10 protein-coding genes are annotated in these 12,297 nt (G+C 69.2%); 5 read left to right on the top strand and 5 right to left on the bottom strand.

The features are described 5' to 3' along the window. A partial coding sequence (locus tag CXY79_RS02505) for a Pls/PosA family non-ribosomal peptide synthetase (RefSeq protein ID WP_369827923.1) occupies positions 1–1,447 on the top strand: 1,447 nt, incomplete at its 5' end. Positions 1,448–1,455: 8 nt separating this feature from the next. Continuing rightward, a complete protein-coding gene (locus CXY79_RS02500) occupies positions 1,456–2,874 on the top strand; it encodes a M1 family metallopeptidase (protein ID WP_104099583.1) in 1,419 nt (472 codons plus the stop codon). A 169-nt stretch (positions 2,875–3,043) separates the two neighbouring features. On the opposite strand, the gene CXY79_RS02495 is transcribed toward CXY79_RS02500, so the two are convergent. Next, entirely contained in the window at positions 3,044–3,841 is a 798-nt protein-coding gene (locus CXY79_RS02495) for a 4'-phosphopantetheinyl transferase superfamily protein (protein WP_158250206.1), read from the bottom strand. A 123-nt stretch (positions 3,842–3,964) separates the two neighbouring features. On the opposite strand from CXY79_RS02495, the gene CXY79_RS02490 reads away from it, so the two are divergent. Beyond that, entirely contained in the window at positions 3,965–4,981 is a 1,017-nt protein-coding gene (locus tag CXY79_RS02490; RefSeq protein ID WP_104099581.1) for a magnesium and cobalt transport protein CorA, read from the top strand. Here CXY79_RS02490 and CXY79_RS02485 read toward each other — a convergent pair. Next, positions 4,959–5,978, bottom strand: a complete 1,020-nt coding sequence (locus tag CXY79_RS02485; protein ID WP_104099580.1) for an adenosine deaminase — start codon at positions 5,976–5,978, stop codon at positions 4,959–4,961. The two genes, CXY79_RS02490 and CXY79_RS02485, sit on opposite strands and share 23 nt — an antisense overlap. 133 nt (positions 5,979–6,111) lie before the next feature. Here CXY79_RS02485 and CXY79_RS02480 point away from each other — a divergent pair, with 133 nt between their 5' ends. Both CXY79_RS02480 and CXY79_RS02475 read left to right on the top strand, forming a co-directional pair. Then, positions 6,112–9,978 (top strand): AAA family ATPase, encoded by a 3,867-nt coding sequence (locus CXY79_RS02480; protein ID WP_233191166.1) that lies wholly within the window; start codon positions 6,112–6,114, stop codon positions 9,976–9,978. Continuing rightward, positions 9,971–10,252, top strand: coding sequence for a hypothetical protein (locus tag CXY79_RS02475; RefSeq protein WP_104099579.1), 282 nt, complete (start codon positions 9,971–9,973; stop codon positions 10,250–10,252). Before CXY79_RS02480 ends, CXY79_RS02475 begins: the two co-directional genes overlap by 8 nt. Before the next feature lie 452 nt (positions 10,253–10,704). Here CXY79_RS02475 and mscL read toward each other — a convergent pair whose 3' ends face one another. From mscL to CXY79_RS02460, 3 genes are all read right to left on the bottom strand, one after another. Beyond that, a complete protein-coding gene (gene mscL / locus CXY79_RS02470) occupies positions 10,705–11,142 on the bottom strand; it encodes a large conductance mechanosensitive channel protein MscL (protein WP_104099578.1) in 438 nt (145 codons plus the stop codon). Positions 11,143–11,228: 86 nt separating this feature from the next. Then, positions 11,229–11,618, bottom strand: coding sequence for an FmdB family zinc ribbon protein (locus CXY79_RS02465; RefSeq protein ID WP_104099577.1), 390 nt, complete (start codon positions 11,616–11,618; stop codon positions 11,229–11,231). A gap of 87 nt (positions 11,619–11,705) precedes the next feature. Further along, entirely contained in the window at positions 11,706–12,284 is a 579-nt protein-coding gene (locus CXY79_RS02460) for a 5-formyltetrahydrofolate cyclo-ligase (RefSeq protein ID WP_104099576.1), read from the bottom strand. Positions 12,285–12,297 lie beyond the last annotated feature (13 nt).

The following is a 12,297-nucleotide window of genomic DNA, read 5'->3' as shown; positions in this document are numbered from 1 at the left end:
GGGCGCCGCCCGCGGCTCGTGGCCGGCCGAGCGCCCGCCGCGCGGGACCCGCTGGCTGACCGCCTTCGCGACCGGGGCCATCGCCATGACGGCCCTGCCCGCGATCGCGGTGCTCGTCGGCGCGCTCATCGTCGGGGCGTCCATCGGCGACGCTGCGACTCTGGCCGACGCGGCCGGGCGGGCCGCCCTGGCCACCCCGCTCGCGGTCGTGGCAGCCGGGCTGGTCTACGCGCTGCTGGTGCTCGGCTCCGTTCGGCTGCTCGGTGTGGGCCTGCGGGAGGGGTACTACCCCGTGCGCAGCCGGATCGGCTGGCAGGTCTGGATGACCGAGCGAATCCTCGACGGCGCCCGAACGCTCCTGTTCCCGATCTACGCGAGCCTGCTCACCCCGATCTGGCTGCGCCTGCTCGGCGCTAAGGTGGGCGCCGGCGTGGAAGCCTCCACCGTGCTTCTCATCCCCGCCCTGACGACCATCGCCCCGGCCGCGTTTCTCGCCGACGACACCATGGTCGCCTGCTATGAACTCGGCGGCGGCTGGCTGCACATCGGGCCGGCCAAGATCGGCCGCCGGGCGTTCCTCGGCAACAGCGGCATGGCGGGCGCGGGCCGCACGGTGCCGCGCAACGGGCTCGTCGCGGTGCTCTCCTCCACGCCGCGCAAGGCGAAACGCGGGTCGTCCTGGCTGGGCAACCCGCCCGAACGGCTGCGCCGCACAGTGACGGATGTTGACGAGGCCCGCACCTTCCACCCACCGGCCCGGCTCGTCACCTGGCGGGCGCTGTGGGAGATGCTCCGGATCATCCCGGTCATCGTCACGGTCCTGATCGCCCTCGGCGTGCTCGTCGCCCTTGATGCGCTCTGGCTCACGATCGGCCTGGGGTGGACGATCGCGCTCTCGGGTCTGGTGCTGCTGGCCGCGGGAGCCGTCGCCGCCCTGGTGACCACGGCCGCGAAGTGGTTGCTGGTGGGCCGGATCGACGCTACGGAACATCCGCTCTGGTCGTCGTTCATCTGGCGCAACGAGGTGTCGGACAGCTTCGTCGAGATGGTCGCCCGACCCTGGTTCGCGGCGAAGGCGGCCGGCACGCCGGCGCTCGCCGTGTGGCTTCGCACTCTCGGCGCGCACATCGGGTACGGCGTGTGGTGCGAGACCTACTGGCTGCCGGAGGCGGACCTGGTGAGCATCAAAGACGGTGCGACCGTGAACCGGGGCTGCGTGGTGCAGACGCACCTGTTCCACGACCGCATCATGCAATTGGACCGGGTCACCCTGGCGGCGGGCGCCACGCTCGGGCCGCACAGCGTGATTCTGCCGGCGGCCGACATCGAGGAGGGCGCCACTGTGGGGCCTGCCTCGCTGGTGATGCGCGGGGAACGCGTGCCGGCCGGGTCGGTGTGGTCGGGCAACCCCATTTCGCCGTGGCGCAGTCTGCCATGGCAGACTTGACGCCCACCATGCCTCGCACCCCACCGCCCTCAGGCCCCGCTCAGAGCCCGGCCAAGCGCCTCACCCCGCTGCCGCCCAGATCCGCGCTCGGCCCGGCCGGCGTTCGAGGGGCCGCTCCCACCCACGGCGCCACCACCGCGGGCGACCCGTACCTGCCGGGCAACGGAAACGGCGGTTACCTCGCCCTGCACTACGACCTGAACCTCGACTACCGGGTGACCACCAACCAGTTGCGGGCCACAGCCACCGTGCAGGCCCGGGCATCGATGAGGCTGGACCGGTTCAGCCTCGACTTCGATGGTCTCACTGTGGACCGGGTCACCGTCGACGGGGTGCGGGCGTTGAAGGTGAGCCAGAGCGCGCGCAAGCTCACCATCACGGTGGTGGCGACGATCGAGGCTGGGGCTCTGTTCGAGGTGATCGTGCGGTATCGCGGCGCGCCGCATCCGTTGAAGAGCATCTGGGGCGAGGTCGGCTGGGAGGAACTCGACGACGGCGTGCTCGTGGCCGGCCAGCCGACCGGGTCGGCGTCGTGGTTCCCCTGCAACGACCACCCCAGCAACAAGGCCTCGTTCCGCATCCGGGTCAGCTGCGAGGACCCCTACACGGTCGTGGCGAACGGTACGCTGATCGCGCGCACGACGCGGTCTGGCCGCACCAGCTGGACCTACGAGGTGAAGGAGCCGATGGCTACTTACCTGGCCACGGTGCTGATCGGCCGTTACCGGCGCACCGACGCCACCGCCGCCCCGGTGGCCCAACGCATCTTCTTCCCGGCAAACCTCGCCCGCGAGGTGGCGGTGGACTTCGCCCGACTTCCGGAGATGATCTCCCTCTTCGCCGACCGCTTCGGTCCCTACCCGTTCGACGCCTACTCGGTCGTTGTCACCGACGACGAGCTGGAGATCCCGCTCGAGGCCCACGGCCTCGCCATTTTCGGTCGCAACCACGTCGACGGTGCGCACGGCAGCGACCGGCTGATCGCCCACGAACTGGCCCACCAGTGGTTCGGCAACAGCCTGACCGTCGTGCGGTGGCAGGACATCTGGCTGCACGAGGGGTTCGCCTGCTACGCCGAGTGGCTGTGGGCGGAGGCCGGCGGTGGACCAACGGCCGATGCGAGTGCCGCCGTGCACCGGACCGAGATCGAGGCCCTGCCGCGGGACATCGTCGTCGGCGAACCGGGGCCGCACGACATGTTCGACGACCGGGTCTACAAGCGCGGCGCCCTGGCCCTGCACGCGGTGCGCCGGTCGCTCGGCGACGACGCCTTCTTCGGCGCCGTGCGCGCCTACACGCGGGCGCGCCGTCACGGTTCCATCACTACCGAGGACCTTGTGGAGTTCCTTTCCGTGCACACCGATAGCGGTGAAATTCGCCGGATCGTCGACCGCTGGATCTATCGGAGCGCCCTGCCCAAGCTCTAGGCGAGGTTGGCTGGTCCAGCCGACCGACCCTCCCGCCTGGCGTCGAACCGATACGACGGAGATTCTCTCGAATGAGAGTCATTTTCCGGTTTTTGAGCCCCTTTCGGCCAGAATCTCCGTCGAATTCGTTCGGGGCGGAGTGCTGTACGGCGGTCTCGGACTCAACCGGCTAGGCCGGACCATTCAGGTGGTGACGGATGTCCGCATTCGACACGATATGCACGGTCGGTCCGTCCGCGGCGCGCCTGCCCTCGCCGAGAACGGCCACCGTGCCGACGAGCGCCGTGCCGACGAGCGCCGTGCCGACGAACGCCGTGCCCACGTACTCTGCACCCATGAGCGCCGCGCCCGGGTCGAAGTCGCGAAGCCCAATCGCGTCGACGTCAACGTCGACGTCGGCTCCGCGCCAGGCGTCGAGGCGCGGCGAGCCCCGGCCGCCGCCGCCCGGCAACGAGACGGTCAGGTTGCGCGGGTCCACTCGGAGCCCGTCGCCCGTGCACTTCAGCACCGCCTCCTTCGCGGTCCACAACCGGGCCCGCGCGCGCGCGGTTTCGGCGGCGCCCGCGGCGGCGCCCGCGGTGGGGGCCGACAGCCTGGCCAGGGCGGTGAGCTCCGCCTGCCCGAGCGCGACCGCATCGAACCCGGCCCGGGAGACGTCCGCGACGCTCTCGATGTCCACCCCGACCGGGCCGAGGAAGGTCAGGGCGAACGCGACGCACCCGACGGCGCGACTGAGGCTGACGTGCAGCGGGCGGGTCCCCGTCCCGGCCCCGGGCGACACCGCCACCAGCGGCCGGCCGTGGTCCCGGCCGCCGCAGTGCGGACAGTCTCGCTCGATGCGCACGAGGCGCGAATCAACGCCGAGCGCCCAGGCAGCCGCGGCCGCCAGGAACCGCCGGTCGTCGGCATCCGTGGACCCGCGGGGAGCGACGACGATGAAGACGTCGCCGGCTCGCTCAGGGTTCACGACCCCCAACCTATCTTCCCCGCGCGTGCCCGGTCAGTGCGTGTGCCCGGTCAGTGCGCGAGCCCGCTCAGCGGGCGGCCCGTCCGGTGCGACACTGGTAGCTGTTAGCTAAGGAGAGTGCGCGTGGCACTGATCGACAACGCTGTATATGTGAAGGGCCGCCGGGCCGCGAACCCGACGACGCTCGACGAGACCTATGAGGTGATGAAGGCCCACCAGGGCTTCGCCTGGATCGGGATGTACCGGCCCTCACCCGACGAGGTGCGCTCGGTCGCGGCCGAATTCAGCCTGCACCACCTCTCGGTCGAAGACGCGCTGAAGGGCCACCAGCGGGCGAAGCTGGAACGCTTCGACGACATCCTCTTCGTCGTGCTGCGTCCGGCCCGCTATCTCGACCAGGAAGAACGCGTCGAGTTCGGCGAGCTGCACGTTTTCGTGGGCCCGGACTTCGTGGCCACCATTCGCCACGCCGAGTCGCCCGACCTCGCGCAGGTGCGCGAGCGCATGGAGAAGACGCCGGAGCTGCTGGCCCTCGGGCCGGAGGCCGTGCTCTACGCCATCCTCGACCAGATCGTCGACGAGTATGGGCCGGTCGTCGCCGGGTTGGAGAACGACATCGACGAGATCGAGGACCAGCTCTTCGACGGCGATCAGGCCGTCGCCCGGCGCATCTACGACCTCTCCCGCGAGGTCATCGAGTTCCAGCGTGCGACGCAGCCGCTCGTGGGCATGCTGGAGTCGTTGCAGAAGGGCTTCACCACCTACAACGTCCCCGCGGAGCTCAGCCACCACCTGCGTGACGTGCTCGACCACACCCTTCGGGTTGTCGAGCGCGGCGATGCGTTCCGCCAACTCCTCGACAATGCCCTCACTGTGCACAGCACCCTTGTGACCCAGCGCCAGAACGAGGAGACCCGGCGGTTGTCCGAGACCAGCCTCGTCCAGAGCGAAGAGGTCAAGAAGATCTCGAGCTGGGCGGCCATCCTCTTCGCGCCCACGCTCGTGGGCACCATCTACGGCATGAACTTCACCCACATGCCCGAGCTCACCTGGGTGTTCGGCTACCCGTTCGCACTCGCCCTCATGCTCGCGATGGGCGTCGGCCTCTACGGCGTCTTCAAGAAGAACGGATGGCTGTAGCCGGCGCCGGCTGGGCAGCACGCCAGGCATCGACCTCGGCAGTCAGGGCCGCCTTCTCCCCGTTCGTCAGGAACGACGCCTCGATCCCGTTCCGGGCGAGCAGGGCCAGCCGGTCCGGTCCCAGGCCGAACTCCGCATCGACCGCGGCCAGGTTGTCGTCGATGTAGCCGCCGAAGTAGGCCGGGTCGTCGGAGTTGATGCAGGCGAGCAGCCCGCGGTCGAGCATCCGCACGATGGGGTGGTCGGCGAGGGTGTCGATCACGCGCAGTCGCACATTCGAGAACGGGCAGACCGTGAGCGGGATGCGGTCCCGCACAAGCCGGTCAAGCAGCACCTCGTCTTCCAGGCTGCGGATGCCGTGGTCGACGCGTTCCACCCCGAGCAGGTCGAGGGCCTGCCAGACGTAGTCGGGCGGTCCTTCCTCGCCCGCATGCGCCACCAGGCGCAAACCGTTCTCGCGGGCCAGAGCGAAGACCTCGGTGAAGAGCTCCGGGGGATAGCCGACCTCGGCCGAGTCCAGCCCGATGCCATCGATCGGCACCTCACCGGCGAGAATCTCTTGCAGGATCTGCAGGGCCTCGGCGGGTGGACGGTCCCGGAGGAACGTCACGATCAGCTTCGTGCTGATGCTCCACTCGTCGACCGACCGGTCCAGGGCGTCGCGCACCCCCGCCAGGGCGGTGACCAGCGGGACGCCCCGGCTCGTGTGCGCCTGCGGGTCGAAGAAGAGCTCCGCGTGCCGCACCCCGGCCGTGCGGGCGCGTGCCAGGTAGGCGCGGGTCAGGTCGGTGAAGTCGATCCGTTCGCGCAGCACGTCCAGGGCCCGGTAGTAGAGGTTCAGGAACGACTGCAGGTCGGCGAAGTCGTACTGGGCGCGCAGCTCCGCCAACGACGCCCACGGCAGAGTCACCGCGTTCCGCGCGGCCAGCTCGAAGAGCAGCTCCGGTTCGAGGGTTCCCTCGATGTGCAGGTGGAGTTCGACGAGGGGGAGTTTCATTGCACCATTCTCGCCGAGGCGAGCCGAATCGCTGACGGCCGCACGCGCATCCGGAAGCCCCGTTTTGAGACAATTCGGGGCTGAATCCGCGCAATTCCGGGCCGCCTGCCGCGGAATCGGAGGGATTTGGCTTATGGTGTCGAGTGTGTGGCGCCTCGATAAGAAACTAGATGACGACGGCATCCTGACGGAGATTCAGGATGCTCCGCCCACCGACCCGCACGATTCCGCGGCTCCGCACGCGGTCAGCTTGGGCGATCCGTCCCTCACCGTGGGCAATGTGGCCGACCCGGTCTGGCAGCGCTGGCGCGACGAACTCGCCGAAGTGGGCGGGCGTTCCCCGCTGCTGCACTTCAGCGACGGACCCCGCACGCGGATCGAACTGAGCGCCACCCATCCGGGCGGTCTGCCCCAGTTCATCACCGGCAAGACGGCTCTGCTCTCCAACCTGATCCGCGACGAGCTGGCCCTGCGCAACGCGCGGCTGGCGGCCGGCGAGATCACCCAGAAGGGCATCGAACTGCGCTCCATGCGCGGCATCGAATCGGTGCACCTGGCCATCGGCCTCGCCGAGTGGCGCCACAACGATGTGGACTACAGCGCTCCCGTGCTGCTGCGCCCCCTCGCCATCCGCCGCTACGGCCGCGATTTCGAACTCAAGCTCAAGGGCCAGCCGTTCCTCAACCCGGAACTGGCCCGCGCGCTGAAGGACCAGTTCGAGATCGTTCTGGATGCGGATGCGTTCGTGGCGTTGGCCGTCACCAACGGCGCCTTCAAACCGCAGCCCGTGATCGACCGGTTGCGCGGCCTCACCTCGCACCTGCCCTGGTTCAACGTGGTACCGCGCCTCGTGGCCTCTGTGTTCGCCGACGTCGGCCGCGCTCTCGCCGCCGATGCGGCCAACCTGGACCATCCGCTGCTCGACGCGATCGGTGGCAACACCAACGCCCGGCGCGCCATCGAGACCGCGTACAACCCGGTCGTCCCGCTCGGCCAGGATTCCCGGCCACCGGCCACCGACATCCTTCTGCTTGACGCGGACTCCGAGCAGGAGAACGTCGTCGCGCAGATCGCGGCCGGCAACTCGCTCGTCGTGAAAACCCTTCCCGGCACCGGCGGCACGCAGACGATTGTGAACGCGATCGGCTCGCTTATCGCTCAGCACAAGCGCGTGCTCGTCGTCAGCGCCCGCCGTTCCAGCCTCGACGGTATCGCGCACCGCTTGGTGCAGGTCGGGCTGCCCGGGGTCGCCGTGACCCCGCGCACCCTGCGCCGGGACCTGATCCAGGCGATCACCCGCAACGAGAAGGCCACCCAGCCCATGGTCGGCGACGTCGACGACGCGCTTGTGCGCCTGCGCAAGGTGCTACTCGACTACCGGTCGGCGCTCACCCGCCGCGACCCGGCGCTCGGGGTGTCCGTTCTCGACGCCCTCGGAGAGTTGGCACGCCTCGCGCAGCTGCCCTCACCTCCTTCGACCACGGCCAGGCTCGACCGGCGCGCGCTCGAACGCCTGGCGCAGGGTCGGCCGGCCGCCGCCGCCACCCTGATCAAGGCGGCTGCACTCGGTGAATTCCGCTACGGACCGGGCGACTCGCCATGGTACGGAGCCTCCTTCTCCTCCACCGCGGACGCCTCGGCGGCGCACCAGTTGGCCAAACGGGTCAACCAGATCGAACTCCCACGCCTGCTCGAGCGTGCCGCCGGACTCGTCGGCCAGACCCGACTGCGACCGTTCGAGACCATCGCCGAGCTCGGCGTCTACCTGCGGCTGCTGCTCGACATCCGGGAGACGCTCGACAAGTTCCAGCCGGCCGTCTTCGACCGGTCCCTGACCGAACTGATCTCCGCGACCGCGTCCCGCCGGGAGTCACCCGAGATGACCGGCGCGAACCGTCGCCGTCTGCGCAAGCTCGCTGTGGAATACTTGCGCCCCGGCGTGCACGTGAGCGACATGAACGAGAGCCTGCGCCGCATCCAGCAGCAGCGCACCCTGTGGCAGCGCTTCGTAGTCGCCGGCGTCACCCCCGAGGTGCCCGTGGGCATCTCGGATGTGCACGTGGCCTACCAGCGCGTCTCGGAAGACCTCGCGAGCCTCGACGTTCCGCTCGGAGCGGCCGGAACCACGCGTCAGCTGTCGAACCGCCCGGTGAAGGAGCTCATCTACACGATCTCCGGCCTGGCCGCCGAGAGCGAGGTGCTGGCGAACCTACATGAGCGCACCGCGCTGCTCGCTACCCTGCGCGAACACAATCTCGACCCGCTGATGACCGACCTGGCCCAGCGCCACGTGTCCGAGAGAGACGTCGCCGACGAGCTCGAACTCGCCTGGTGGCAGTCCGTGCTCGAGACCATGCTCAGCGGCGACAAGGCCCTCCTGAACGCCAACACGCAGGTTCTCGACCGGCTCGAGGCCGACTTCCGTCTGGTCGACGAGGCGCACGCCTCGACCACCGGGCAGCTCCTCGCCTGGCTGCTCGCCGAGACCTGGAAGATCGGCGTCGTCGACTGGCCCGAGGAGGCCGACAACCTCAGGCGCCTGCTGCGCGCCGACCGGGCCACCCCCACCCGCCTGCACAAGGCCGCCCCGCACCTGGGCCGCGTGCTCGCCCCGGTCTGGCTGGCCTCGCCCTACGAGGTGGCGGCACTCGCCGACCAGATGAGCTTCGACACCGTCCTGCTCGTCGACGCCGGCGCCACCACTCTGGCCGAGAACGTCGGCGCCATCCGTCGCGGCCGGCAGATCGTCGCGTTCGGCGACCCGGTCACGCAGACACCGTCGTCGTTCGAGACCGGCATCACGGCCGCCGCCGACGACCGCGTCGAGCAAGAGACCAACGTCGACGCCCTGCACGCCGACTCGGCCCTGGCCCGCCTCGGCGAGCTGCTGCCGACCCTCACCCTGACCCGCAGCTACCGCGCTGGCGGCGAAGACCTCGCGGAACTCGTCAACCACCGCTTCTACGGCGGGCGCATCGACTCCCTGCCCTGGGCGGGCAGCTACCTCGGGCACGGCAGCCTCACCATCAACTACGTGGCCGGCGGGCACGGCATGCCCGACGCCGACTCCGGGGCCGTGGAAAGCGTCGACGCCGAGGTGGCCAAGGTGGTCGAACTCGTCATGGACCACGCCGTCAAGCGCCCGAAGGAATCACTCATGGTCATCACGGCCAGCGCGCGGCACTCCGTGCGTGTGCACCAGGCCGTGCTGTCCGCCTTCTCCAAGCGTACCGACCTCTCCGACTTCATCCTGAAAGACCGGGCCGAGCCATTCACTGTGCTCACCCTCGAGCAGGCCGTGGCGCAGAGCCGCGACCGGGTGATCTTCTCCATCGGCTACGGCCGCACCCCGCACGGCCGTCTCCTGACGAACTTCGGTTCGCTCGGTGAACCGGGCGGCGAGCGGCTGCTGGCCATCGGCATGACCCGGGCCCGTCGGGCCATGGACATCGTTTCCTGCTTCCGCCCCTCCGACATCGACGAGGATCGCCAGCGCCACGGCATCCTCGCGCTCTCCCAGGTGCTCAGCGAGACCGAGGCGCGCCGCAACGAGGCCCAAGTTCCCGACGCGAGCGAGGCGATGCTGGTCGACCTGGCCCGCCGGCTGGAACGCCTTGGCCTCACCGTGTCGCTCGGCCACCGCGGCAAGCTGGCCCTCGCCGGCTCGCACGCGGGCCGTGCCGTCGTCGTCGAAACGGATGCCGTCGTCGGCCGGTCGAGCTTGCGCGAGTCCCTGAGGCTCCGCCCCGAAGTGCTGCGCCGCCTCGGCTGGCACTACCTGCGGGTGCACAGCTTCGAACTCTTCAGCAACCCGGACGCGGTGGCCGCCCGCGTGGCGGCACTCGTCGGCCTGTCGGTGCCGCCGGCGGCTGCCGGATCCTCCGCGCATGGCTCGGCCGCGCCTGGTACGACGGGGCGTGGTTCGACGGCGCCCGGTTCGTCGGGGCGTGGTTCGACGGGGCCTGGTTCGTCCGGTCCGGTGCGCCGACCTGGTGCCTGAGCGCGACGTACCCGAGCGGGATGGTCTCGACAAGCTCGACCACCGGGATAAGGTCGGCCACCGGGACGCATCCGTCGTTCCCCGGCAGTCCGTCGTCAAATCGGCCGGCACGTCCCGGCGTGCTCGGCTGACGCCCGCGCCCGACACCGACCCCGATCCGCACCCACCGGTTCTGCGCGAGGAGGGCGGCATCGTGCCCGCCGATCCCGCCGGACCGGGCACCCGCGGCGTCAACGACGAACGGCTCCGTCAGGACCGCCCGCCGCACTGGTAGCCGAAGGGACGGAGTCGGTGACTGCCGTGGATGAGTGAGGCCGCATCGTCGTGGGCGATGGGCCCGCCGAGCCCGTGTGTGTGTGTGTGTGTGGCTAACTCAGGACATCCGCCGGCCGCATTCACCAGCCGCCGCAGAGCAGTGCGGAACCGGCGCGGATGCCCGACCCGGCCGGACGGATCTCCTGAGTTGGCCACAACGCCTGCCCGCTGTGCAGCAGCGCTTGTGCCGCTCGGTATCCACCACGCGCTCCGCCCGCGGCCCGAACGAATTCGACGGAGATTCTGCCCGTATCGTCCGGAAACAGGCCGAAATCCCGCTCAAACGTCAGAATCTCCGTCGAATTGGTTCGACCCCGGACACGGCCTTCCGCCTGTACTGAGCAGCGTCAACGGGGGCCGGTCAGAATTGGCTTGCCGGGAGCGATAACCAATCGATGAGGCCTCACTCATCTAGAGCGTGTGCTTCGGACCCTGGTCGAGTGTCGCGCCGGCGGCCAGCAGGTCCCGGATCTCGGTCAGGAGGTCGAGTTCCGTTGTGGGGGCGGCGGCATCGGCGGTGGAGGGAATTCCGGCTGCACGGCGACGCTCCTGCGTGTGCTTGAGGTGGTTGAGCGGCATCACGAAGACGAAATAGACGACGGCCGCGACCAGCAGGAAGTTGATGGCCGCGGCGAGGACGAGACCGAACGACAGGCCGCCCCCGCCGGGAAGGCCGATGACCATTGCCTCCGTCAGGCTCTCCGAGTCGAAGATCGCCGCGATCAGCGGGTTGAAGATGCCCGTGACGATCGCGCTGACCACCCCGGTGAACGCCGCGCCGATGACCACGGCGACAGCAAGCTCAATGACGTTGCCGCGCATGATGAATTCTTTGAAGCCCTGGATCATGGTGATACTCCGGTGAGGTCTCGGCGCCGGGACAGGCGAGTGGTGTGCTGAGGTGCTGAGGTGCTGAGGCGGTGAGGTGCTGGGGGCTAGGAGGCCTTCGCGGCGGACGCGGGCGTGTTGCTGGTGCTGGTGCTTGCGACTTTCGTCGGGCCGGAGCTGTCTTTCGCGGGGGCCGCGGACTTCTCGCTGGAGGAGCCGGAACCGGTGCCGGAGCCGGAATCGCCCGACTTCGCGTCTGAGCTCTTATCTGACTTTTTGTCTGGGGTCTTCGACGAGCGCTCGAGCGAGCGCTTCGCATCCGATCGGGCGTCGTTGCTGTAAAAGCCGGAACCGCTGAAGGTCACGCCGATCGACGAGAAGACCTTGCGCAGCTTGCCGCCACAGGTCGGGCACGTGGTGAGCGAGCTGTCGGTGAATGCTTGCTGGATGTCGAACGCGGTGTCGCACTCGGTGCAGCGGTAGGAATAGGTAGGCACTGGAACTCCGATGGGGGACCGGCCCGTGGGCCGGAATCTCCGATTATGAAATGGCTTTCGTTGAACAGGAAGTAGGGGGAGTGCCGATCAGAACGCGATGATGCGCGTGGGGGTGACCAGGCCGTCGACCGGCTGGTCGTGAACCTCACGGGGCACCTCGTCGACGAATTCGTTGTCGAAGACGACGGCATACACCGGCGGGCACTTCTCCATCGAGCCTAGGGTCTTGTCGTAGTAGCCGCGACCCCAGCCCATGCGCAGGCCGGTCGCATCGACGGCGGCGGCCGGCACGATGATGAGGTCAACGTCGTTGATCGCGATCGGGCCCAGCAGGCTGCCGCCTGCCTCGGGCGCGCCCGAGAGACCCTCGAATTCGGTCTGGTCCTCGCCGACGGTCCAGTCGAGGAGTCCGTCATCGCGGGACACCGGAAACAGCACCCGGATGCCCTGGGCCTCCGCCCAGTTCACGAACGGGCGGGTGTCCGGTTCGTTGCGGGAGGACAGGTAGCAGGAGATGGACCGGGCCGACAGATCCAGAGTGATGCTCTGCAGATTCTGAGTGAATCCGGCCGTCGCGGCCTCCCGCTCGACCGAGGTCAGGTTCTGGCGGCGCTCCCGCAGCTCGGCGCGAAGCGCGCGCTTTCGGTGACCGATAACGGAATCCATATATCTCATCCTA

The organism is Cryobacterium sp. M96, assembly GCF_002929845.1.
GTDB classification, from domain to species: Bacteria; Actinomycetota; Actinomycetes; order Actinomycetales; family Microbacteriaceae; genus Cryobacterium; species Cryobacterium sandaracinum.
Note: the sequence above shows the minus strand (reverse complement) of the source record. Positions and strands in the feature narration are given on the sequence as shown.

What these genes read in the sequence shown, in the direction of transcription:
- CXY79_RS02460 (WP_104099576.1), bottom strand. Translation starts at nt 12,284, where the DNA reads ATGGATTCCGTTATCGGTCACCGAAAGCGCGCGCTTCGCGCCGAGCTG.
- CXY79_RS02480 (WP_233191166.1), top strand. Translation starts at nt 6,112, where the DNA reads ATGGTGTCGAGTGTGTGGCGCCTCGATAAGAAACTAGATGACGACGGC.
- CXY79_RS02485 (WP_104099580.1), bottom strand. Translation starts at nt 5,978, where the DNA reads ATGAAACTCCCCCTCGTCGAACTCCACCTGCACATCGAGGGAACCCTC.
- mscL (WP_104099578.1), bottom strand. Translation starts at nt 11,142, where the DNA reads ATGATCCAGGGCTTCAAAGAATTCATCATGCGCGGCAACGTCATTGAG.
- CXY79_RS02500 (WP_104099583.1), top strand. Translation starts at nt 1,456, where the DNA reads ATGCCTCGCACCCCACCGCCCTCAGGCCCCGCTCAGAGCCCGGCCAAG.